Raw genomic sequence first — 21,371 nt, forward strand, 5'->3', positions numbered from 1 at the left:
TTCCTCCTAAAAGTTGATCCCCGCTTCTGACAGAAATGGCTGCTGCCGGTCTTTTTCAGAAAGCACCGGATCAGCAAGCGGCCAGTTGATGCCGATTTCCGGGTCGTTCCAGCGTATGCCCTTATCGTGTTCCGGCGCATAAAATTCATCAACTTTGTACAAAACTTCCACATTTTCGGTCAATGTACAAAATCCATGGGCAAACCCTTTCGGCACGAGCAGTTGTTTTTTATTGTCGGCGCTCAATGTAGTGCTAGTCCACTCGCCAAATGTCGGTGAATCTTTCCGGATATCAACCGCAACATCAAAGATCTCACCACGTATACACCGGACCAGTTTCGCCTGTGCCATCGGATTGGCCTGATAATGCAGTCCCCTCAGCACACCTTTTGCTGCCGACAGGGAATGGTTGTCCTGTACAAATTCGTTATGAATCCCCTTTTCAGCAAATTTCTTTTGGTTGTATGATTCCATAAAGAAGCCCCGGTTATCCTCGAATACCGCCGGCTCAATGATTAGGACTCCCGGAAGTTTGGTTTCGGTTATGTTCATTGGTATACCTCGGTTTCTGTTTGGTTGTTTATTTCGATTAATGCTTGTGTTGATTTGATTAATGTTTGTTGGTGCGTTTATTTTCCATTAATATAATGCGCGAGTGCGTTTATCTCCACTCCATACCATCATTTTCGGTCAATACTCTTCATTAAATACTTCCCATATGAACTTTTAATCAACCCTTCGGCAAGTTCCTTCAGCTGTTCTTTTGAAATGTAGCCTTTCAAATAAGCAATTTCCTCCAGACAGGCAATTTTCAGGCTCTGCCGTTTTTCGATTACTTCAATAAACTGGGAAGCTTCCAGCAGCGATTCATGTGTACCGGTATCCAACCAGGCAAAACCTCGCCCCAACTGTTCAACCTGCAAGTCCCCTGCCTCGAGATACATCTGATTCAAGTCGGTAATTTCGAGTTCGCCGCGGTCGGAAGGTGTCAGTTTTTTTGCAAAATCAACAACCCGATTATCATAAAAATACAGCCCGGTAACCGCGTAATTCGACGCAGGCTGCTGCGGTTTTTCCACAATCGATTCAACCGTTCCATTCGCATCGAAATCAATAACCCCGAACCGCTCCGGGTTGTTTACATAGTATCCGAAAATGGTCGCACCATTTTGTCTGTTAGATGCTTTTTCCAGTAAGTTCGTCATGCCCTGCCCGTAAAAAATGTTATCTCCTAGTATGAGCGCAACATGATCATCCCCGATAAAGTCTTCCGCCAAAACAAATGCCTGCGCGATTCCATCCGGCGACGGCTGCTCTTGATAAGATAATGAAATACCAAGCTCGGTGCCGTCACCAAGCAATTCCTGAAAACGCGGCAAATCCTTTGGCGTTGAAATAACCAAAATGTCCGTGATCCCGGCAAGCATCAGAATGGAAAGCGGATAATAGATCATCGGTTTGTCGTACACCGGTAGCAATTGTTTCGATATGGACCTCGTCAGCGGGTAAAGCCTCGTGCCGCTTCCCCCCGCAAGAATTATTCCTTTCATCTGTATATCTCCAATTCCGGTAAGATTTGCTATCATTATAACCCAGCAGAACCCCGGATAAAATATCTTTCATGTTTAGTTTTTTTTACATTGTTAAAAGTCCGAAATATTGTGTCCGTCTGAAAAAATAGGTGCGAAACCCTATATTCCTGGCACCAATGTCGAAATCTGCAAAACTATCAAATTGCGAAAAAATTACAGTATTACATTCATATTACAAATACGACAAAGTTCTATTAATATTTTACACACTCATGCTATACTTATATGTAATTTCTACCAAAACTACATGAAGGGAGATTAACAGATTTGACCAATAAGAAAATATTCATGTCGGTAACTGCAAGTGCTTTCATTGCGTCAGCTTTTATTGGTGTTCAGGATGCCGAAGCTGCTTCATACAAAGTTAAAAGCGGCGATTCACTTTGGGGCATAGCACAGAAACACAATACGAGCGTCGCAAACTTAAAGGACTGGAACGACTTAAGCAGCAACTTAATTTTCCCAAATCAAATACTGGAAACATCATCCAACTCTAACTCTAATTCTACCAATCAATCTACTAATAATAATGGTAAGTCTACATATAAAGTGAAGAGCGGTGACACGCTGAGCGGTATCGCATCAAAACATAATATTTCATTATCTCAGTTGATGAAGTGGAATAACCTCGATTCCTGGATGATTTATCCTGGTGATGTGTTTGTTGTGACGAAAAATGGCGGTGGCGAGTCTAATAATGATTCCAGCTCCGACTCTAATACTTCGACAAGCGAACCGGCAACTGGTTCCGCGACGGTATATACGGTTAAATCCGGAGACACACTATCTGAAATCGGCGCACAGTATGGCGTTTCAGTCAGGGAACTAAAACGGTGGAATGAATTGTCGTCCAGCTTGATTTACGTTGGGCAGAAGTTGAATATTGGATCATCGGCGGCAGGATCTGATGCAGGTGAGGGTGCAGGTTCGGATTCTGATTCATCCAGCAATTCCGGCTCAAATTCAAGCGGATCTGCCGTTGACACAGACTATAACGTAAACGAGCTGATCAGCACCGCCAAAAGTCTAACAGGCGTCGGCTATGCATGGGGCGGCAGCTCACCATCCGGATTCGACTGCAGCGGATTTATTCATTACGTATATAATCAGGCAGGCAAAGACATCAGCCGCATGTCCAGCGCCAGCTACTTTAACCGCGCATTCTATGTAAACAACCCACAAGTCGGAGATCTCGTATTTTTCGAAAACACCTATACATCAGGCATCTCCCACATGGGCGTTTATCTCGGCAATAATGAATTCATCCACGCCAGCGCAGACGGAGTAGAAATCACCAACCTGGACAACCCGTATTGGAGCAAACATTTTGATAGCTTTAAGCGGTTTTATTAATTTATTATGCAGAAAGCCATTCGGTTCTGACCGAATGGCTTTTTTAATTTGATAAGAAGATTTTCGGCAGGGGCCGAAAATCAACTGACTCGTGAGTTTGAGCTATTCTCTCCAGACTTTTATGCATTCTCTCCCGAGTTCGGGCTGCTCTCTCCCGACTTTTACGTATTCTCTCCCGAGTCCGGGCTACTCTCTCCCGACTTTTACGCATTCTCTCCCGAGTTCGGGCTGCTCTCTCCCGACTTTTACGCATTCTCTCCCGAGTTCGGGCTGCTCTCTCCCGACTTTTACGCATTCTTTCCCGAGTTCAAGCTGCTCTCTCCCGACTTTTACGCGTTCTCCCCCGAGTTCGGGCTGCTCTCTCCCGACTTTCACGCATTCTCTCCCGAGTTCGGGCTGCTCTCTCCCGACTTTTACGCATTCTCTCCCGAGTCCGGGCTGTATCCTTTCAAAGCCTCCATATCCTATAATTTTCATCATAATTCAGACCAAAATCTCTTAACAGCTTAGTAGCAATATTTTTTGAATCGAATCGCAACCATTTCATACACTCGGAATTTCTAATATACGGCCTAAACAAAATAAAAAAATCTTCTAATGCAGTCTTATGTGCATCTATTGAAAATAACCCACACTTTACACACTTCCATCCTTTATACACCCGCTGCATCCCCAGTAACCTGCACTCCGGACACATCACTCCAGGTGACAAATCCCGCAGTTGAATGCCGTACTGCCTGATAATATCACGATCATACTCGATGCAATCGCGTAAGATCTGCTTTCCTATTTTCCAATCCGGCAACTGTTTCTGACCAGCATCTGCCAATACTTGTTCTTTCTCCAGTATCATGGAAGGAATGCGGGCACCATGTGCGACAACTTTTGCTAGCTCTTTTTCATCCCCTGCCACTTCAATAATGGTGGAGGGATCGGCGATGGCGACAAAATAATGGATGGGAATGTCGGGCATGTTATGCTGGAATAAATAATTTTGCAGGTGAAATTGTTGGTTTTCGATTTGTGTGATCGGGTATTCGAAGCCGGATTCAATAGTTCCGTCGCTACGGATGAGCTGTCGGAGGTTAGTGTTAAAGATGATCTTATCCTTGAAATGTTTCGCTTCTACAAGGTAAATGGCGTGTTTTCCGCAAATAACATTGTCGGATTGGGAAGCTTTTCCATTTACTTGGAGGCATACATCCTGGATAATTGTGTATCTGGAGGCGAGATTGTCGAGGTAATAGTCCACTTTCTTTTCGCCAATATAGCCGCGCTGACGTTTAGCAGCATCCTGCTTCATTTCGGATAGTCTGGGGTAATTGGGTGCCAGCCTTGGAATGATAGCGTCAAGCTTCACAAGCGGCCGTGGCTTTTTACGTGTTCTGATTTTCATTCATGTTCACTTCCTGTTTTTCATTCTATTATAAAACACTTCCTTTCAAATTAAAATTTGTCAAAATAGACTGCATCACCTGCAAAATGGAATTTTTGAGTACCAAAACGATCCAAAATACCAAAACCTCATACCTAATCAAAATATGGATCGTGTTTCGAATGCAAAATTTATTTTTCAAAAAAAAAGAGGCTGGGACATAACTAGCCAAAAATAACTTAAAAATGGTTCCGATCATCGATTGTTGGTGATCGGAACCATTTTGATTTGGATTATTTTTATGATCTGTTGGTTGATTTACGTTCATGGCAGTGTACTTTCGCAAGTTCACCGCCATGAATGCAAATCCTAATTCATTTTCCACTTTCTCTTTGCCCCGTACAGAAAAACGGGTGAAACGCAAATTAGCCTTCAAGAATCCGAAGACTGGTTCCACCTCAATTTTACGTTTACCGTAAATTTCACCAGTTTCTTTTTCCGAAAGCTGTTGTCTCGTATATGCTTTTTGTTGCTCCCACTTTTGGTTATAATAAATTCTTCGGTTATGGCCTTCCTTTGCTTTGGTGCATTGGGATCGTAACGGACAACCGGAACAGTCTTCACATTCATAAACTTTAAATGTCCTTGTATAACCATATCGGTCTGTTCGGTTGGACATATAGCGGAAGGTTAATCTTTTACCATTCGGACAGGTAAAGGTATCATTTTCCTCGCTATATTCCCAATTGGCTACATTAAAGGCGTTTTCCTTATATTTCTTTTTCTTCTCTTTACGGTATTGGTTATACGTAATCAGTGGCGTGCGTTTCCGATTCTCGATGACGTCTTCGTAGTTTTGTTCACTTCCATAGCCTGCGTCAGCGACAATATACGTCGGTAGCTTAAAGAAACGTTCCTCGATATGATCCAGAAAAGGAATGAATGTACGTGTATCTGTCGGGTTTGGAAACACATCATAAGCGAGCGCATATTGTCCTTCTGTCGCAAGTTGCACATTATAGCCTGCTTTCAGTTGGCCATTTCTCATATGGTCATCTTTCATTCGCATAAACGTGGCATCATGATCTGACTTGGAGTAACTGTTGCGTGTTCCGAAGGATTCCATGTCCTGCTGGTATTTCTGTTTGCGTGCCACGTAATCCTTAAATTGTTTACGATATTGTTTCGGTGTTTTGCGTTCGGAGCGAAGCCGTTTCCGTTTGCTTCCATCTTCACTTGCTTCGATTTTTTTATTATACGCTTCACCGTTCTCATCCAGCTTTTCGACTCCTTTTTCGAGCTCATCGGCAGATAGCTCATCTGCGCTTTCCCGTTCGATTTCCGGAATAATTTCTTTTTCCAATAGTTCATCATACATCTGGTTGGACTTCTCCACCAAATTGGCACTGTATTTTTCAATCGCTTTACGCCAAACAAATGTATACTTATTGGCATTCGCTTCGATTTTGGTTCCGTCCATAAAAATCGCTTCTTCATCTATCTGTTCTTCCTGTACAAGCTGACAACGAAATTGCACGAAGCACTGACGCAATAGTTCTTTGACCTCTGGATGAACACGGAATCGATTGATGGTGCGATAACTCGGCTCATATCCCTGGGCTAACCACATCATACGTACACTATCGTTCAGTAATCCTTCCACCTTTCTGCCAGAGAAAACAGATTGCGTGTAAGCACATAAAATAATTTTCATCATCATGCGTGGATGATAAGCTGGACAACCAGTGTCACGTAAAAAGTTAATGAATGCATCATCCGGAATAGCTTCCACTATGTCATTCACAGCGTAAGCAATATCATCTTCTTGAAGTTTTATTTCTAAATCTAACGGCAAAACCACTTGATTCATGTTATAATGTTTAAACATAAGGACACCTCCGATGATTATTGTGTGGTTACTTTAATTTTATCAGAAGGTGTCCTTTTTGTTTATTAAAAGCAAAAAAATAAGCGTGGTCTTTCCACTTAATGGTGGAGACCACGCTTATTCTATTTTACTGGGTTTTGTCCCAGCCTCTTCTAATCAATTATTCTACCGTATACGCATTCAAATGCCTATTTCCCATAAACCGATACACCGGCACCTCATCCCCCTCATCCGCAGGGATATAGTTAAAAGTTACATAGCTGTTATCATTTTCAGGTTCCAATGCAACTGAAATCAGGTTGGCTGTTGGCTGTGCCATGGTGTAAACATAGCTCCCTTCAGGAAAATGAACTTTTTCCGTAGTGATGTCCGTTTCCACATTATTGAGGTAATGTCCCTCGTACGGATCATCTGCAATGTTTTGCTCGGTTACAGTGTAGCTTCCCACTTCCAGTGTAACGGACTTGCGGAGCTTTTTAACCTCAACGCCCTGCGTTTGGAGTTTCTTTGCCACCTTCTCAAACGAAGCCGGCATGATATAAGCGGTTGGACGTTCTCTTACCAATGTTGGGACACTGTCCAGCGAGCTTCGGTACGCTACTGAAATCTCTTTTGTTGCTCCTTCCGCAATGTCTACTACGGTCAGATTCTCATTCGGGTGCACCGTACGTTCACTTTCAACAACGATTTCATCATCATCGTTAGCCTGTCTGCCTTTTTTCACAACATCTTTTCGAACCTTTGCTACCATTTTTTCAATTTGTTTGGCGTTTTTAGCAGTAATATCCATAATACTCATATGTGAAGTGATTTGACCGACAACACGCCGTTTAAAATTTTCCCGGCCGATACCGATGCCGCGGCTTTCTACAAGAAAAGACAGAGAAGGCTGCAGACCGAATGCGTTACGACCAATTCTGGCACCTGTTCCGCCTTCCTGGATAACCGGTTTTTCACCATTCAGACCTGCACCATAATAATACGTTCTGTTTGAAAATCCATTGTCGGATAAGGTGTTAAGGGTGCCTTCAATATATACGTCGTTGGCAACGTTTCTGATCTTTTTGGGGATATTCAAATTTCTTCCCGTTAACAACAAAATATCGTGGTATTTTAATGCGCCTTGTTCCCCAACACCTTCCCAATCACTTTCGGTCACACTGTATTCATGGGCCTGAATAACAACTTCAGGATCATAATCATTCAAAGCTTTATGAACAGCTTGTACCTCTGGAAGTTCCAGCTTGACATGGTCACGGTTGGCATCCAGGCCATTTGCTGTTCTTCTTTGAAAAAGATACGAACCATCCGGATTAACCCTTGGAACAATAATGACATTTATTTTATCGAGAATCTTTTCGCCATATTCACCTGCTAACTTGTTGGCCATTACCAGAGCTGATTCACCGGCTGCTGGTTCATTTCCGTGAATCTGTGCCTGCAGCCAGACAGTCGGCTTCTTCTTAGGGTTCGGACCTTTTTGATAAGTGAGCATCGGGATTTCTTTTCCCTCAATCGATTCTCCAATGTTCGTCATTTCAACTAAATCGCTTTCATTATCAAGCTCGTGAAGAAACGACATCATCTCTTCCTGGGAGGTGAAACTTTTCCCCTCTATTTCAAATGCCGGTGTATCAAAATCTACGTCCGGTTCGGGGTAAAGATCGAGTACCTGCTCCGGTTGTGAATAATACTTTCCGAAATAAGATGTAAATGCTGCTTCAGCAACGGCAGGAGTCAGCATGATCGTAGAGAGTGCGAGCAATAGCGAAGCAAGAACAAACGAGAGTTTTTTCAACATGTAACCTTCCTTTCTATTTTTGATAGAAGTCAACAAACTTCCCTTTATTTCGATATACTATCAGTCTAGCATCATGGAAATTTATTACAATGGGGAATAGTGTCTAAATTTCAAATAGTAAAAATACACTAAAGAGACAGATGGAAAAGGATATAAGGACTATTTTAAAAAAGCATGACCAGCTGATACTCAAGCTGGTCATGCTTTGGTTCGAAGATTATAGAAAAATATTTAATGGAACTACAGTACAGCAGCCTCCACCGACTTCTCAAGATAGCGCTCAATAAACTCCGCCAAACCATCCTTTTCATGATGACCTGTTACAACGTCAGCTGCTGCCTTGGCTTCCTTGCCGGCATTCCCCATTGCTGCGCCAATCCCGACACGGCGAAGCATCTCCGTATCATTTGGTCCATCGCCAATTGCTGCTGCCTCACTCGGGTTAATTCCAAATGCGTCAAGTAAGGTTTTGATGGCAGACCATTTCGAAATATCGGGAGCAACCATCTCAAATCCATCCTCCCAATCAATTACTTGTGCTTCCTTTTTAAACAAAGCAGATAATTCCCGGCATGGTCCACCCGTTCGAATACTGTATTTTAAAACATCCTGATAATTGGCATGCCGTAAATCGCCAATATATTTCGGTCCGATTTGCCCGACCTGCGTCCAATAATCAATTTCTTCATTTGTATTTTTGCAATAAAACCCGTTTGCTGTATGGATAATTACATTGCACGGGGTTTTGCCTATTAAATGGTAAAACCGTTCTTCATCCAAGCGAAGCGTGTTCATTTGCATCGCTCTTCCTGTCAACGCATCGTGCGTGACAGCACCATTCAAACAAATCATCGGTGATCGCAATCCAAGTTCTTTATGGTATGGCGCGGTTATTTCATAGTGCCGGCCTGTGGCCAGAAAAACCTTAACTCCCTGGTTAACAAGTCTGTTAATGGCTGTCCTGTTTCGGTCGGATATACGGTTTGCTGCTGTTAACAGCGTGCCATCCATATCGATAAACATTGCACGAACACTCAATCATATTCCTCCTCTTTCGGTTATATCCCCATGCTAACACTGGAATATTGAGTGCAAGTAAATTGCATGTGTAAATTCAATAAAATTTTGATCGATGAAATTTTACAAAACTTATCAATCCATTTAACAGTGTTAAATTAACATTAATTTATGCGAATTTTGACGCTATCAAAAAGAATACATGTTAAAATGATGCTGAAAAATAATAGATTCATCTGTTAAATAAAGCAGGTAGCCGATAGATTACGCCAAATTAGTGGAGGTATCAGTTTGGACTCAGCTGCAACGTTTATCAATAACTTTAATACGATTATATTTCTAATATTTCTATTACTTTACGCTTATCAGTTCGTGTACATGTTTGTTGCTTTTAAAATAAAAAAGAACAAGAAATACGAACAGAACCAGCAGAATACCCAGCTTAATAAATATGCAGTGGTTATCGCTGCCCGAAATGAAGAACTCGTCATTAGGCAACTGATAAAAAGTATAAAGAATCAGAAGTATCCCAACGACCTGATTGATATTTTCGTCGTCGCAGACAATTGCACCGACAATACGGCCGAAGCTGCAAAGCAAGCGGGAGCTACGGTCAGGAAACGTTTCAATAAAAACCAGGTTGGCAAAGGCTACGCCCTCAACTATATGTTTAATATCATTGAAAAAGAATATGAATCGAAAGGCTATGCCGGTTATTTTGTGTTTGATGCCGACAATCTTCTTGATGAGCATTATATAGCAAGAATGAACGCGACTTTCAATAACGGGTACAGAGTCGTCACCAGCTACCGTAACTCTAAGAATTTTGACCAGAATTGGATTTCATCAGGCTATGCACTATGGTTTCTGCATGAAGCGGAATATCTCAATCTGCCAAGAATGTCCCTTCATACCAGTTGTGCCATTTCCGGCACAGGATTTCTCGTCCATGCCGGCCTGATCAAGAAAAATGGCGGATGGATTCACCATTTGCTCACGGAAGACATCGAATTTTCCGTTTCACAAATTATAAAAGGTGAAAAAATCGGGTACTGCAGAAATGCCGTATTTTATGATGAGCAGCCGGTGACCTTTAAACAGTCCTGGAGACAGCGATTGCGCTGGGCGAAGGGATTTTATCAGGTTTTTGGCAATTACGGCAAAAAATTAATCAGCGGCATTTTCACGGGAAAGCGCAATAACTTTTCCTGCTATGATATAGCCATGACCATTCTGCCGGCCGCGCTCATTTCGTTTCTCAGTATTACCGTCAATGGGTTTTTCTTTCTGGCTGGAACGCTTGAGATAATAGAGGGGAAAAACATTATTAGTACGACGGCTGCAGCGTTTCTCAGTTCTGTAGGCTGGATTTATGTGATTCTCTTTATACTCGGTGTGATTACAACCGTGACTGAATGGAAGGAAATTCATTGTTCCAGGTGGAAAAAAGTAGCATATACCACCACGTTTCCATTGTTTATGCTCACTTATATTCCAATCGCTGTTACAGCCCTATTTAAGGACGTTAAGTGGAAGCCGATCACACACACCGTGGCGAAATCGGTTGAAGATGTTCGGTACTGAATGTTCCTTTAGCCAGCTATATAAAAAACATCCAGCCGCAGCTGGATGTTTTTTAGTTTAAAGTGATTCCTGCACTTTTTTGGCAACATCTTCAGGAACCCATTCCGTCCATATATCTGGATTGTTCTTAAGCCAATCTTTAGCTTTTGCTTTCGCCTTCACATCATTTTTATGCATGTCCGACAGTACAGCATTCGTGATATCGGCACTTGTTTTGTAGTTGCTCAAAAACTCAACAACATCAGGCGCCGTTTCGCCGAATTCTTTATTAATGGCGACGAGAACATCGTTTTGCGGGAAAGTCCCTTCCAGATACGTCATATCATACATACCCAGCATCCAGGTTGGTCCCCACATATAGCCTACCCATGGCTCGCCATCTTCGTAATGTTCCACCATCGATTGTTTGAGTGATGCACCTGAACCAGGTTGAATATATTTAAATTCTTCCTTCAGACCGTATTTCTTCAGTTCCTTCTGAGCAATTTCTTCTGCCTTCCAGCCAAGTGGCGAACCATACAATTTTCCATCGAATACATCCGCATATTTAGCCAGATCCTCTGTCGTTTTCAGATCCGGTGTCATTGGTTCGATTCCGCGCTCCGGATCCCCTTCAATCATATATGTTGGAACGTAAAAACCTTGTACATTATCATCAAAGTTAACCGATACTTTCTTTACAGTCCCCGACTCTACAGCCTTTTCCCAGGCAGCTTTGATATTTTGTTTCCAAATTTCCATATAAACATCAATATCACCGTCCTGCAGAGCCAATACTGTTACCGAGGTGGAACCTTGCGTGACATCGGTCGAGTATCCGTAGCCCTCTTCGATAATGGTGCGGGCCACCCAATTGTGAAATCGGATGCTTTCCCATCCTGCATCAGCAAAGACGATTGGTTCTTTAACAGATGTGTCCCCACTACTGCTGCTTTCCTTGTCAGAATTATCACCTGATCCTGAACATGCCGTCAACACTAACATTGGAATGATCATCATGATGATAGCAATACGCTTGTAAAACTTTTTCATGTCAGTAACAACACTCCCTTAATTTTTGTTGTAAATTGTCTTTCATGTAATTGTGGTCTGCGGCCGGTACCATCGCTGTACACGACGTATCAACTTCTAATAATAAATTTGAAAAAACGTGGGCGGGGATTTTTATAACACTGCTTAACTATATCATAAATCGTTTACAAATAAAAACTGTTTTATTACTTTACATTATATAAACTTTTTATGCAGTATAAATTGTATACATTCACGAATTTCGGTCTTGAGAAGGCTTTTAGAACATTAGATGATGTACTTAATTACAATTCACACTCTCCTGAAACATACTCTTCCCACTTTCAGCAAATCATAGTACACTATACGTGGTAAAAAAACAGCGCAGGAGGATACACCATTGAATATTTCAAAACTTTATGAGGAAAAACGCTGCACCGCAGAAGAGGCCGTAGCACATATCCAGCCAGGTGAAGATATCGTTACACCAATTCTGGCGGCGGAACCATATACATTAATGAAGCAGCTCGAAACATATGATGGATTACAGGGGAATCGCCTGTTTCAAATGCTTTCGTCCAATGAAGTTATCGATGTCGCACCGGACAAGCTGAAAATCATCAGCATGTTTATGGGAGGTACTGAACGGAAGGCATTTAACGAAGGAAAAATCGATTTGCTGCCGAATCATTTTTCCGATGTCCCACGGCTCATGAAACTGCAGCCAGCCGACAAGGTGGTGATGGCGGTTGTGTCGCCGATGGACGAAAATGGTTATTTTTCACTTGGAACGAATTGTGACCATACAGCTGCAATACTCCCATTTGCCAAAACAGTACTGCTTGAGGTCAACCCGAATATGCCAAGAACGTTTGGCGAAAACCAGATTCATATTTCGGATGTAACGGCATTGGTTGAAAATGACGCACCGCTTCCGGAAGCTCCAGCAGCACGCCTTTCAGAAAAAGATAAAGTGATTGGTGAGTATGTTGCGGGATTGATTAACGATGGTGACGTGCTGCAGATTGGGTTTGGCTCGGTACCGAATGCAATTATCGATAACCTGAAAAACCACCAAAACCTGAGTGTGCATACAGAAATGATTCCGGAAAAAATCATTGAATTATACCAGAATGGATCCGTAACAAACGCAAATAACCCATTCCATAAAGGGAAAATGACCGCTACCTTTGCATACGGTTCCAGAAAACTGTATGACTTCCTCCATGAAAACGATGAGGTGCACATGATGCCGGTCAGTCAGACAAATGCGGCGGCCAACCTTGCCAGCGTTAAAAATCTGGTAACAATAAACGCCGGTGTGGAGATTGATTTCCTCGGACAAGCCAATTCGGAAAAGATTGGCGACACGTATTGGTCCTCAACCGGCGGCCAGTCCGACTTCCAGCTTGCTTCCCACTTATCGGAAGGCGGCCGCGGCGTATTATGTCTGCATTCGACCACAAAAGGGGATTCCATTTCCAAAATCCGACCAACACTGGGCCCCGGTACGCCCATTTCGACATCCAAAAATGACATTGATTATGTCGTAACAGAGCAAGGAATCGCCAGACTGCGCGGAAAAACAATCCGTGAACGCACGAGCGAGTTGATTCGGATTGCTCATCCTGCGTTCCGGGACGAATTGACTTTTGAAGCGAAAGAGATGGGGTATTTGTAAGCTGGAGATATTGCGAATGCACCTTCTTGCGGGAAGGTGCTGTTTTTTGAATGGCGGTACAACTTTTCGGCCTGTTCTAACTAATAACGGGAAATAATATATGGGGTATATCCGCGGGTTCGGGACTTATATGTGCGGTTTTAACTGTTATATTCGTGATTCCGGAACATTTACGCGCGATTTCATGTGTTATATCCGCGATTTCGGGACATTTATGCGCGATTTCACGTGCTATATCCGCGATTCCGGGACATTTATGCGCGATTTTCATGTGCTATATCCACGATTTCAGGTCGTTTATCCGCGGTTTCAAAAGCTTTATTCGCGATTTTGAGTCATTTATCCACGGTTTCAAGCGTTATATCCACGATTTCCTATATTACCAAAGGTCAGCACGTAATATGAACTGTAGAACGATAGTGAAAAACCACATCATTTCCCAGAGACAGCCTCATTCAAACCAAACTACGCCTAGAAAAATGCACCGTTTGACAAAATATTTCCCGGGCAATATTTTTGTCGGAATACGAAAGCGGACTGGAATCTATACGGCTCCAGCCCGCTCCTTTCATTCATACAATACTTTATTTCAGCAATCCAACCAGCTTTAAGCCGTGTTCAATACCATCTTCGTCCACGCTTTTCGTGACAGATTTCGCCGCTTCTTTCACAATATCTTCAGCATTTCCCATCGCTACGCTGTTCTGAACGGCGCGCAGCATTTCGATATCATTCCGGCCATCGCCAAATGCATAGACATTCTCCGGTGCAACCTCCATTTTTTCGATTGCTTTTTCGATGCCGCGTGCTTTCGAACCACCCTGCGGCAAAACATCGACTGAAGCAGGATGCCAGCGGATGAAATCGAATTGGCTGAAGCGTTTTTCATACTCCGCTTCCTCTCCATCCGTGCAAAAAAGCAATCCCTGATAGATATCACGGCCAACGTAATACTCCGGATCATAACTCACTTCATGCGGAATTTTCAATGAACCAATCGCATTGGTAACCGATTCATCATTCTCTTTGTTAGAACGCCAGTCTTCATGATCAACATAAACAACCGGATGGTCCTGCTCCAACGCATAATCGGTTAACTGCTGTAATGCTTCTGTATCAAGTGGGTGCTGATGAATTACTTCCCCCTGATGAACAACATACTGCCCGTTCAGCGAAACATAGGATTCAATCCCCAGCTCCTTACGCAAATTTTCAAATGCAAACGGAGTCCGGCCGGTGGCTATCGCAACAATATGCCCTTCATCCTGCAATGCCTGGATTGCTTTTTTAGTGGATTTCGGCAAATTTTTGTCCGAATCAAGCAGTGTATTATCAATATCGAAAAATATTATGTTTTGAGTCATGGAAGCTTCCTTTCTTTTTCTATTCTAAGTGTATTATAATCCCTTTTTTGAAAAAAGAATAGCCATCCATATTAGATGGCCATATATTCTTAAAAAGTTTCCTGCAACAGTTCGAGCAATTCCTCATTATTAACTGAAACCTTTTTCATCAATCCATTTCACATTTCATCGAACGTTTGATTAATACTATTATACCTGAGTATTATCTAAAAAAACTACTTTCCGTTACTGAAAAAACAATCTCCATATTCCGTAGACATACCGCATTCCATAAATTAGAGTGGGAATACTAGTACCTTGTGGAGGAGTACAATGAGTTTAGTAAACGAGCGGTACCGTCACAATCAACTATTAACAGCTTTTCCAATATTTTATTCCGACCATATTAGCCATGATGCTTATGTCGGTATATATTGTTGCCGTTACTTTGAAAGGGGTTAATATTATCATGCTTGTATTTTCATTTCGATTGCCTTTTAATCGGAATGGGCGGCGGGACATTATATTTCATCGCAATGGGAGAAAACAACACAAACCCGTCAGGCACATTTTCAGCCTTCCCTTTGTTTATAACACTGCTCTTTTTCATTCTAACTTTAATTGATAAAAACACAGTATCATGTAATACAGGGAGTAATAAAATAGTAAGCAAGGAAACATTTTTTATTAATACATTAATTAATGGTGAAACCAGTAGATGAGTGTTTTGAAAGAATACGAAACTAATATTTATAAGCGTCCAAAAAAGAAGTATATCAAAAAAAATCGATCGAAATTACCTATAAACAAAAATTGATTGAAAAATTTTTCCAATGGCCGGAATAGATTCAAAAACACGACCCCTACCCCAGACGATAAAGGTCGTGTCGATACAACCAAATCCCCAGTAATTTTTTTGCTTGATGCCATTAGAAAGCTTAAGAAAAGTTACTTTGAAACTTATGTGATTTTAACTGTCAGTCTAATCTGATTATTTGTTAACTACTCCAGCATTATCTACATCATTTTTATATACATTTCGTTCTGTAAAATGGTCTGGCTTAATTTTGGCTTTTAAATTCATTCCAATTAAATAAACAAAACCAGAGACTACTAATGATTGAAGTGCCGGAATTCCAAATACTACAACGTACTGGGTAAGATATCCTACAAAAGCCCCTAATAGCACTGCAAAAGTAGCAATCCAGTTCCACCCCTTATTGTCTTCCCATTCTTGTTTCCTAATAAAGAAAAAATCAATGAACATTACTGCAGCAATGGCAGGATATATTACCGCCAAAATAATCAAAAATTCCGTGAAGTAACTTAGGATGCCAATTAATGCCAAAACTACTCCTAATATTGAGCCAACAAATGTTAGCAATGCTCTTCCTTTATTGGTATCAATATTAAACATATTAGCAGCAGCCAATCCAATTGAGTAGCTCGCCACCATTTGACTTGTCCATAACGCAACCCATAATATTAAAAATCCCCAAAAAGGGAAACCTAAATCTTGCATTACAGCCACAATATCTGCGTTACCAACTCCAACAGACATTACAGATCCCGTTAAGAAAAAAATCAATCCAATAACTACAATTCCTAACGGTATTAATGTTTGATCTTTCAATGTTGGTTTGGAATAACGAGTATAATCTGATGCAATGAGCCACTGGGCTACATTAGCACCTAATACTAAACTTATAGCAGCCAAAATTGTCATTGAAGGCTCTGGATTCCAAGACCAGATAGCTTCCCAACTTGCATCTTTTAATGCAAAATACACACCAGATGAAATAAGAAGAATCCCTGAGGGAACTGCAACATAATCTGTCCACTTCATAGAACTATACCCAATCACAGCAGGTAATGCGAATAACAATCCTGAAATTGTGGTTATAATAGCCCACACTACCCAATTATTGCTATAGTCAATACCAAGTGTGGCCGATAAAGCATTTCCCGCCACAGCAGTATTAAGGCCAAACCACCCCACGTTTAATATAACAAGTGCTAAACCAACGATAAACCTGGCTTGTATAGACCCAAAACTAGATCTTGCAATAACGGATGAAGGACGTCCAGTTTTTGCACCCAAATAACCTTGTATAGCGTTTCCAATCCATTGTATAATTACTAACCCGATTAGCAGTATGAAAAATATCTCAGTTAAACTAAAACTCCCTGCAAGTGTTGCTCCTACCATAATAACGGGCACTGCAAATTCCAATCCCCCAAAAATGGCGGCCGGTACAATCCAGTGTTGACGTTCTGATAATGGTACAGCAGATAGTGCTGAATCATTCTTTTTCTGCATGAATGTACTCCTCCTTCTTAAATTTTTAACTACGTTTAAAACATACTTTCTCTGCACCTTTTAACCATACACGTTCGCCAATTTTATTAAGTATAGTGAAATGGTTGAAGTGTATTTGCGCAAATACGTTAACAAGTTCATTTCCTTTGTTACTTCTTGCTAATTCGGCACCGTAATAAATTGCTATGGCTTGGGAAGGGGGGCTATCCCCCTCCCAGCCCCAATCACGCCAATAGCAAACTTCACCTTTACTTGTATAAATCGTCTGGTTTTCCTTTATTGGATAGCTATCATTGTCATAACGTAAATTTATTTCCCGACCGGACCATCTTGATTGTGTTACGGTACTTTGAAAAGGAAGTGAATCCCAAATTGCCTTACACGTTAGAGGCGCCGATTCCTCAAGTAGAGTGGCGGATAATTCTTCTCCGCCTTCAAATCGAATTTTTAAATGCTTCATGGTTCACCTCGCCTTAATCTATTTTCGATAGACATTTTTTGTTTCTGCATCAAATATCACACCATACTCCTGTAGTGCTGTCTCACTATCGATGTATCCATCAATTATGTCTTCCAACACATTCTCTAATGGACGTTCAAGGGGACTTCCAAATCCACCGCCCCCTCCAGTTTCCACAATAACGCGGTCTCCCTGAGAGAGTGGTTTGGCATTTACCTTCAACATACTTTCTTCTTCATTCTCCCTTTTTACGGTAACTTTAGGTGGTTCACCTGATTTCCCACCGAATAACCCCCAAGCAGGATCCTGAGACCTCTCAAACCATAATGACAGATTAGCCTTATTTCGTAATTCATATTCTCTAATAACGCCTAAACCACCCCTAGTTTTTCCTGGCCCTCCCGAATTCTCTCGAAAGGAATAAGAATTAATTTTTATAGGATATTTTCCTTCAAGAACCTCTACCGGCATGTTTTTAAAATCACCATTAGAATTATTAATTAATCCGGATTGTCCATCATTAGATGAAAATGCTCCCCAACCGCCAGCTGTTGGTTCAACATATAGAAATGGTTGAGTGGAATCTTCTTCTCGTCCGGATATAGTAACAACCATGGAATCTCCGTAATGTGCTGCTGCGGATTGCTCTTTTAATACCGGGGATAAAGCTTTAACAATCAAATCTATCAACAACCCCAGGGATGTAAAATACCATCCACAAGCCGCAGGCTCTTCCGCGCTAAATATGGATCTCTTAGGAACAATAATATCCATCGTTTTGAAATTACCACCTGTAACTGGAGAGTCTGGTCCAATCATATGTTTAAAGGCAACACGACAAGCAGATACCGTTTGTGCCAAACCACAATTAGTCATACCTTGTTTCTGATGACTTGAACCAGTCAAATCGATGGTTAGACTTTCCCCTTCAATCGTTACCTTAACTTTTACTGGAACTGGTGCTTTAGAAACTCCATCGTTGTCTAAAAAGCCTTCTTCTTCATAAACGCCATCGGGGATATTTGCAATCTGTTCTTTATCCATGATTTCAGATTGCGTAAAGATATCTTGTATGGATCGTCTGAATGTTGTAAGTCCATGCTTTTTGATGATATCGTAAACTCTTTTCTCACCGGTTTTACAAGCCGCAATTTGTGCATTTAAATCACCCAATGCATCACTACTTAATCTACTGTTCATAATAATAAGTTTTATAATATCTCTTCGGGGGACGCCAGCATCATAAATCTTGGTAGGTGGTATTCTGACTCCTTCTTGGTATATTTCGATTGCGTCCATTGGATAGCCGGGGTCCTTCGCTCCAATGTCTAACCAGTGGGCCCGTGTTGCTGAAAAACCAACTAGTTCTTGTTCAAAGAAAATCGGTGAAATTATAGTTATATCATTTAAGTGGGAGCCTGCCATATAAGAATCATTCATAATATATATATCACCAGGATTGTAATTGTCATTCCCGCCAATAAATTCTGTGGTTTCTTTTATACATACATCCAGGTTTCCTAAAAACATTGGTAAACCAGAAGATTGTCCAAGTAATTCCGCATCCTCGTTATAAATTCCTACACTACAGTCTTTCATCTCATAAATGATTGGAGAGAAAGAACTGCGTGCTAAACTCTCATTCATTTCTTCAGCCGAAGAAGTTAATGCATTTCGGATTATCTCTGTAGTAACTGGGTTTTCCAAAAAAACCGGAACTTTAATTTCACTCATTAATATTCCTCCTAAGTACTTCAAGATTTCCGACATTATCAACCTTTACTAGAAATTTATCTGGAACGACAATTGTTGACGTAGAGGACTCAATAATTGTTGGTCCGTTTATAATATGTCCAAATGATAAATCACTAGTCGAATAGACAGGTGTTTCAATTTCTTTGGTATTCCAAATAACTGGTTTTCTTCTAATTGGTTCGGGTGTGCCCACAGACTCTTCGGTGCTCGGCATAGTTTCTTTGTTTTCAAGCTTTCCTATAGATACGATTCGTAGGTTTACCACTTCAACTGCTCCGTCAGGATTATTATGACCGTAAATATCCAGATGTGATTCATGGAACCTTGTCTTTAAATTATCGATGGCTTTACTATTGATATTTCCTTCTTTTAAGGGAACAGTGACAGTATATTCTTGACCCACGTAACGCAGGTCTACCAATCGATTAAAATATATATCTTTTTTACCAATATTTTGTTGTTTAAGAATTTCTTCCGCTTCTTCTTCCATAGTGGTATAGAGATTAATTATCTTTTCATAATCAGTGTTTTCCAATAATGAAACATAATTACGAACGTCATCATGTCGAATATCCGTTTGCAACATTCCCCATGCTGAAAAAGTGCCAGCTGCAGTCGGAATCAATATTCTATTAATATCCAAGTGATCTGCTATTAACATAGAATGCATTGGACCTGCTCCTCCAAAAGCAACTAGCGAAAAATCTCTGGGGTCGATACCTTTCGAAACAGTTAATGTCCTAATGGCATCTGCCATTTTTGCATTTGCAATATCACAAATTCCTTCAGCAGTCTCAACTACAGTTAACCCTAACTTTTCAGCGAGGTTTTCAATCGCATTGTACGCAGCTTTCCAATCAAGTCTCATTTTTCCGCCAAGGAAACCTTCAGCATCTATGCGACCTAATACTAAGTTTGCATCTGTCACAGTAGCTTTTGTACCACCATTCCCGTAGCAAGCAGGTCCCGGATTAGCACCAGCACTATGTGGACCAACTCGCAATCCACCTCCCTCAATCCAGGCAATAGAGCCTCCACCAGAACCTATAGTATGCATATTTACCATAGGGGACAGAATAGGAAACTTTTCGATATTTGCTTCAGAAGTGACGTCTGGTTCCTCATTAATAACCATACTTACATCGAAACTAGTTCCCCCCATATCTACACATATTAGGTTTTCTTGTTTCGTTTGTTGACCAAGAGTTAAACTTCCCATTGTGCCACCAACAGGTCCAGAAAGAAGCGTTTGGATCGGCTTAGACTTAGCAATCTCAGAAGTCATAACCCCGCCATTTGACTGCATAATATACAGGTCTCTATTCAATCCTCTGTTATCTATTTCGTCTTCAAATTTTAATAAATAGTCCTCTACAATTGGTGCAATGTAGGCATTAATTGCAGTAGTGCTTGTCCTTTCATATTCACGCCACTCTCGTACTACGTCATGTGAAAGTGATACTGACATTCTAGGAAGACTTTTGTTAATCTTTTGTTTAATGCGTTTTTCATGCTCTGGATTCTTATAAGAATGTAGTAAGCACACAGATACGGAATCATAATCACCATTCGATATTTCATCGATTACTTTATCCAAGCTTTCACTATTTATTGGAGTGTCAACATGTCCATCCACCAAAACACGTTCATCTACTTCATAGACATCACGGCGTTTAATAAGAGGTTCTGGTTGGCGATATTGTATATTGTAAATCTCGGAGCGATTGGCCCGTCCAATTTCATATAGATCCTTAAATCCGGATGTAACTATTAAAGCGATTTTTGAACCTTTTCTCTCTAAAAAGGCGTTGAGCCCAACGGTTGTCCCGTGTACAAAGAAATCCACATCATTAAAATCCTGTACCATCCTGCCTATTCCACTTAAAACGCCTTCTGATAAATTTTCATTTGTTGTTGGAACTTTCTCATTCTTATACTCACCTGTTTCTTTATCGAATAATACAACATCAGTAAATGTGCCGCCTATGTCAGCTGCTAAACGATATTTTGTCATTTGGCTAATGCCTCCTTAATATTATTCATTCCGCGAAAGTACAACTGCTCCAATTAATTTAACAGAACAAAATCACCTCCCTAAATTAGGAACCGCTTTCATTATTACTATTAAAAATAAAAATATCTTCATATATTGGAACCCGCTCTTATTGTTTAAACTGTATAATTTGTTAAA

16 protein-coding genes are annotated in these 21,371 nt (G+C 41.1%); 3 read left to right on the forward strand and 13 right to left on the reverse strand.

What is annotated here, in order from left to right; translation table 11 throughout:
• Positions 1–6: 6 nt before the first annotated feature.
• Together rfbC and rfbA are read right to left on the reverse strand one after the other, a co-directional pair.
• On the reverse strand, positions 7–552 hold the full coding sequence (gene rfbC, locus HUX68_RS10535) for a dTDP-4-dehydrorhamnose 3,5-epimerase (RefSeq protein ID WP_174614787.1): 546 nt from the start codon (positions 550–552) through the stop codon (positions 7–9).
• Positions 553–680: 128 nt separating this feature from the next.
• Positions 681–1,550: a glucose-1-phosphate thymidylyltransferase RfbA gene (rfbA, locus tag HUX68_RS10540; RefSeq protein WP_174614788.1), complete on the reverse strand. Its 870-nt coding sequence runs from the start codon at positions 1,548–1,550 to the stop codon at positions 681–683.
• Between the two features lie 309 nt (positions 1,551–1,859).
• Here rfbA and HUX68_RS10545 point away from each other — a divergent pair, with 309 nt between their 5' ends.
• Positions 1,860–2,945 (forward strand): C40 family peptidase, encoded by a 1,086-nt coding sequence (locus HUX68_RS10545; RefSeq protein WP_174614789.1) that lies wholly within the window; start codon positions 1,860–1,862, stop codon positions 2,943–2,945.
• A 186-nt stretch (positions 2,946–3,131) separates the two neighbouring features.
• Here the strand turns inward: HUX68_RS10545 and HUX68_RS10550 are convergent, their stop codons facing one another.
• The 5 genes from HUX68_RS10550 to HUX68_RS10570 form a co-directional block, all read right to left on the reverse strand.
• On the reverse strand, positions 3,132–3,425 hold the full coding sequence (locus HUX68_RS10550) for a hypothetical protein (RefSeq protein WP_174614790.1): 294 nt from the start codon (positions 3,423–3,425) through the stop codon (positions 3,132–3,134).
• A complete protein-coding gene (locus HUX68_RS10555) occupies positions 3,394–4,341 on the reverse strand; it encodes a nuclease-related domain-containing protein (protein ID WP_174614791.1) in 948 nt (315 codons plus the stop codon). The genes HUX68_RS10550 and HUX68_RS10555 overlap by 32 nt, the downstream gene beginning before the upstream one ends.
• A gap of 28 nt (positions 4,342–4,369) precedes the next feature.
• Positions 4,370–6,208: an IS1182 family transposase gene (locus HUX68_RS10560; protein ID WP_246206661.1), complete on the reverse strand. Its 1,839-nt coding sequence runs from the start codon at positions 6,206–6,208 to the stop codon at positions 4,370–4,372.
• Between the two features lie 160 nt (positions 6,209–6,368).
• A complete protein-coding gene (locus HUX68_RS10565) occupies positions 6,369–8,009 on the reverse strand; it encodes a M14 family metallopeptidase (protein WP_174614792.1) in 1,641 nt (546 codons plus the stop codon).
• Positions 8,010–8,249: 240 nt separating this feature from the next.
• Positions 8,250–9,047 carry an HAD family hydrolase gene (locus HUX68_RS10570; protein ID WP_174614793.1) on the reverse strand — a complete coding sequence of 266 codons (798 nt, stop codon included), beginning with the start codon at positions 9,045–9,047 and terminating at the stop codon, positions 8,250–8,252.
• Positions 9,048–9,317: 270 nt separating this feature from the next.
• On the opposite strand from HUX68_RS10570, the gene HUX68_RS10575 reads away from it, so the two are divergent.
• Positions 9,318–10,610 (forward strand): glycosyltransferase family 2 protein, encoded by a 1,293-nt coding sequence (locus HUX68_RS10575; protein WP_217424801.1) that lies wholly within the window; start codon positions 9,318–9,320, stop codon positions 10,608–10,610.
• A gap of 57 nt (positions 10,611–10,667) precedes the next feature.
• Here HUX68_RS10575 and HUX68_RS10580 read toward each other — a convergent pair whose 3' ends face one another.
• Positions 10,668–11,642 carry an ABC transporter substrate-binding protein gene (locus HUX68_RS10580; protein WP_217424802.1) on the reverse strand — a complete coding sequence of 325 codons (975 nt, stop codon included), beginning with the start codon at positions 11,640–11,642 and terminating at the stop codon, positions 10,668–10,670.
• Positions 11,643–12,021: 379 nt separating this feature from the next.
• Here HUX68_RS10580 and HUX68_RS10585 point away from each other — a divergent pair, with 379 nt between their 5' ends.
• Entirely contained in the window at positions 12,022–13,302 is a 1,281-nt protein-coding gene (locus HUX68_RS10585; RefSeq protein ID WP_174614794.1) for an acetyl-CoA hydrolase/transferase family protein, read from the forward strand.
• Between the two features lie 584 nt (positions 13,303–13,886).
• Here HUX68_RS10585 and HUX68_RS10590 read toward each other — a convergent pair.
• From HUX68_RS10590 to HUX68_RS10610, 5 genes are all read right to left on the reverse strand, one after another.
• Positions 13,887–14,666 (reverse strand): Cof-type HAD-IIB family hydrolase, encoded by a 780-nt coding sequence (locus tag HUX68_RS10590; protein WP_174614795.1) that lies wholly within the window; start codon positions 14,664–14,666, stop codon positions 13,887–13,889.
• Between the two features lie 970 nt (positions 14,667–15,636).
• Positions 15,637–16,965 (reverse strand): purine-cytosine permease family protein, encoded by a 1,329-nt coding sequence (locus HUX68_RS10595; RefSeq protein ID WP_174614796.1) that lies wholly within the window; start codon positions 16,963–16,965, stop codon positions 15,637–15,639.
• Positions 16,966–16,990: 25 nt separating this feature from the next.
• The gene (locus HUX68_RS10600; protein WP_174614797.1) at positions 16,991–17,425 is read right to left on the reverse strand and encodes a DUF3830 family protein; all 435 of its coding nucleotides are present in this window, start codon (positions 17,423–17,425) and stop codon (positions 16,991–16,993) included.
• Positions 17,426–17,443: 18 nt separating this feature from the next.
• Complete coding sequence (locus tag HUX68_RS10605) at positions 17,444–19,159, reverse strand: hydantoinase B/oxoprolinase family protein (RefSeq protein WP_174614798.1); 1,716 nt, start codon at positions 19,157–19,159, stop codon at positions 17,444–17,446.
• On the reverse strand, positions 19,152–21,194 hold the full coding sequence (locus HUX68_RS10610; protein WP_174614799.1) for a hydantoinase/oxoprolinase family protein: 2,043 nt from the start codon (positions 21,192–21,194) through the stop codon (positions 19,152–19,154). Before HUX68_RS10610 ends, HUX68_RS10605 begins: the two co-directional genes overlap by 8 nt.
• Between the last annotated feature and the right edge of the window lie 177 nt (positions 21,195–21,371).

The sequence above is a fragment of the Virgibacillus ihumii genome (genome assembly GCF_902726655.1).
In the GTDB taxonomy this organism is placed as follows: domain Bacteria; phylum Bacillota; class Bacilli; order Bacillales; family Amphibacillaceae; genus Lentibacillus; species Lentibacillus ihumii.